The organism is Acidisphaera rubrifaciens HS-AP3, assembly GCF_000964365.1.
Lineage (GTDB): Bacteria > Pseudomonadota > Alphaproteobacteria > Acetobacterales > Acetobacteraceae > Acidisphaera > Acidisphaera rubrifaciens.
In genome coordinates this window covers 1-3,220 of sequence record NZ_BANB01000412.1, presented here as the reverse complement: position 1 = coordinate 3,220, position 3,220 = coordinate 1, and the positions used below count along the sequence as shown (strand labels likewise).

General features: G+C 73.7%; 4 protein-coding genes. All 4 read left to right on the top strand.

The annotated features are described in order from the left end of the window. Positions 1–386: helix-turn-helix domain-containing protein (locus B8460_RS12140; RefSeq protein ID WP_048861863.1), on the top strand; the 386-nt coding region annotated here is incomplete at its 5' end. A gap of 85 nt (positions 387–471) precedes the next feature. After that, positions 472–1,197: a hypothetical protein gene (locus tag B8460_RS12135; RefSeq protein WP_199445631.1), complete on the top strand. Its 726-nt coding sequence runs from the start codon at positions 472–474 to the stop codon at positions 1,195–1,197. Between the two features lie 107 nt (positions 1,198–1,304). Continuing rightward, on the top strand, positions 1,305–2,453 hold the full coding sequence (locus B8460_RS12130) for a metallophosphoesterase family protein (RefSeq protein WP_048861862.1): 1,149 nt from the start codon (positions 1,305–1,307) through the stop codon (positions 2,451–2,453). Further along, positions 2,447–3,220: SLC13 family permease (locus B8460_RS12125; RefSeq protein WP_241771178.1), on the top strand; the 774-nt coding region annotated here is incomplete at its 3' end. The genes B8460_RS12130 and B8460_RS12125, both read left to right, overlap by 7 nt.

Below are 3,220 nucleotides of genomic sequence, written 5' to 3'. Positions count from 1 at the left end.
CGGCGCGGCTGCTGGCCCATCCGTGGCCGGGCAACGTGCGCGAGCTGGTCAACGCCATGCAGCGCGTCGCGACGCTGCTCCGCCGGCCGGTCGTGGCCGCCGCCGACCTGGCTTTCCTCGGCGACGGGGAGGCGCCGGCGGACGAAGACGCGCTGCCGCCGTCCTGGGCCGGGCTGACGCTGCCCGAAGCGACGGAGCGGCTGGAGCGGGCGCTGCTGCGACGGGCATTGGCGGAGGCCGCCGGCAACCGGACGCAGGCGGCCGAACGCCTCGGCATCAGCCGGCAGCACCTGTATCGGCTGCTCGCCCGCCCTCGCCCCGACCTGTCCGGCGAGGTGACGGACGGTGTCGCCGAAGCGGACGACGGACCCGGTCGCGCCGGCTGAAATCTCTGGCTTTTCAACGATCTGGCGGTGGCACGCCGCTGGCAATACGTGTCCCGGCCGCCCTGTGCGGCGTACGGAGGACCCGATGAACCGATTCCTGTCACCCCGTGTGATGAAGCCGCTCGGCGCGGTGCTGATGGCCGGCGCCGCGATCGTCGTGGTCGGCCGGACCCTGGGGCAGCCGGTCGCGACCTATGATCCGAACCAGCTGCCGGCGATGCACGGCACCGTGGCGCAGTACAGCCTGACACCGCGCGGCGACGTGGACGGCGTCATCCTGTCGGACGGCACGCAGGTGCATCTGCCGCCGCATCTGGGGGCCCAGCTGGTCGCGGCGGTCAAGCCGGGGGACGCGGTGACGTTCCGCGGGCTGCGGGCGCAGGCGCTGCCGCTGGTGCAGGCGCTGTCGCTGACCGACGACGCGAGCGGGCGCGGCGTGGTCGATGCCGGCCCGCCCGCGACGCCGCCGCAGCCGCTGGCGATGGGATCGCAATGGCTGCAGGTGCAGGGCCGGGTGCGGGAAGCGCTCTATGGCCCGCGCGGCGACATGAACGGCGCGCTGCTTGACGACGGCACGCAGGTGCATCTGCCGCCCGATCAGGCCGCGAAGTTGTCCGCCTATCTGGCACCCGGTCGAACGTTGGTGGCGCAGGGCTATGCCGCGACCGGCCGGTATGGCCGCTCGATCGACGCGCAGGCGATCGGCACCGCGCCCGACGCGCTCGTGCAGGTCGCGGGGCCGGCCGGAGGGCCGCGGCGCGGGCCGCCGCCACCCCCACCTCCGGCTCCACGGCCGGCGCCGCAACCGTGACTTTTTATCGGCCCGGCGGGACCGGGTCGGAACCTTGACCGTTCTCGATTGCTAAACGGCAGGCGGCCGCTTTTCGGCCGCGCTGCCAGCCCCAGCGGAGCAAACGCATGCCGGCGTCCGACGCCGTCGTCACCTGGCTGCACTTCGGTGATCTGCACATCACCGTGGCGCAGGCGGAGAACCATCGCGACTTCCTCGCCCTCATCGACATGGCCAACCGCCATCTCGCGGGCGCCGTGGACTTCGCCTACCTGCCCGGCGACAACGCGGATGGCGGCACCGACGCGCAATTCGCCCTGGTGCGCGCGTGCCTCGACCGGCTGCGCATTCCCACGCATGTGATCCCGGGCGATCACGACTTCGCCACCCGCAGGCTCGACGGCTTCTACCGCGAACTCGGCGCGCGACCGCTTCCGTATGCGACGCGCGTTGCCGGGCATCGCTGCCTGTTCCTCGACATCGTCTCGGCGGGCGGCGGCGGCCTCGATTTCCGGCTCGACGGGGCGCAACTCGACTGGCTTGAGGCGGAGGTGATCGACGCGACCGCGGCCGGCGAGGGCGTGGCGCTGTTCATGCACGCCTATCCCGCCGACCTGCGCGCGGGCGGCGACCGGCTGCGCACTTTGCTCGCGCGCCACCACGTCGCCTGCATCGACATGGGCCACACCCACTACAACGAACTCGCCAACGACGGACGGACGATCTATGCGGCGACGCGCTCCATCGGACAGGTCGAGGAAGGGCCGCCGGGGTTCTCCGTCGCGGCGATCGACGGCGGCATCGTGAGCTGGCGATTCGCCCCGCTCGGCGGCGGCTGGCCGCTGGTGCTGATCACCGGGCCGGCCGACCATCGCCTCATCACCCGCCCCGCCGCGCATGATCAGGTCCTGTCCGGGCCGTGGGTCGACGTGCGCGCCAAGGTGTGGGGCGCGACTTCGGTCACGCGGGTGACGGCGCGGCTCGGCGCCGGCGATCCGCTGCCGCTGCTGCCCGCGCCGGACGACGGGACGCGGTGGACCGGGCGGCTTGGTCTCGGCGGGGTCGCGGACGGACTGCACAGGCTGACGGTGCGCGCCGAGGACGCGGCGGGTCAGGCGGGCGAGGAGACGATCACCGTGCTGGTCGATCCCGCCGGGCGGCACCTGCTGCGCGCCCCGCACGCCGATGGCAGCGACCGCGACGCGGTCGGCGCGTGGCCGGAGAAACACATCGCCGGGACGCAGCTCGGGCCGAACCGCAACGGCCGCGCGTGGTGAATACGATGACGATGACGTGGGGCATCGCGGCGCTCGCGACGGGCGGCGTGATCCTGCGGCCCTGGGGCCTGCCGGAGGCGATCTGGGCCGTCGCGGGCGCGGCGCTGCTGGTGCTGGCCGGGCTGCTGCCGGCGGCGGATGCGTGGCGCGGCGTGGCCAAGGGCACCGACGTCTATCTGTTCCTGATCGGCATGATGCTGCTGGCCGAGGTGGCGCGGCGCGAGGGGCTGTTCGACTGGCTCGCGGCGCATGCGGCGCGGGCGGCCGGCGGATCGGGGCGGCGCCTGTTCGTGCTGATCTACGGCGTCGGCACCGTGGTCACCGCGTTCCTGTCCAACGACGCGACGGCGGTGGTGCTGACGCCGGCGGTCGCCGCCGTGGTGCGCGCGGCGGAGGCCGAGAACCCGTTGCCGTATCTGCTGGTCTGCGCCTTCATCGCCAACGCCGCGTCGTTCGTGCTGCCGATCTCCAACCCCGCCAACCTGGTGATCTACGGCAGCCACATGCCGCCGCTGCTCGACTGGCTGCCGCGCTATGCGCTGCCGTCGGCGGCGGCGATTCTGGCGACGTTCGCCGCGCTGTGGCTGACGCAGCGCGCCGCCCTGCGGCAGACGATCGCGACGGAGATCGACATCCCGCGGCTCGGCACCGGCGGGCGCATCGCGGCGGCGGGCATCGTGCTGACGGCGGCGGCGCTGATGGCGGCGTCGGCGCGGGACTGGCAGCTCGGCCTGCCGACCTGCATCGCGGGCGCGGTGACGGCCGCC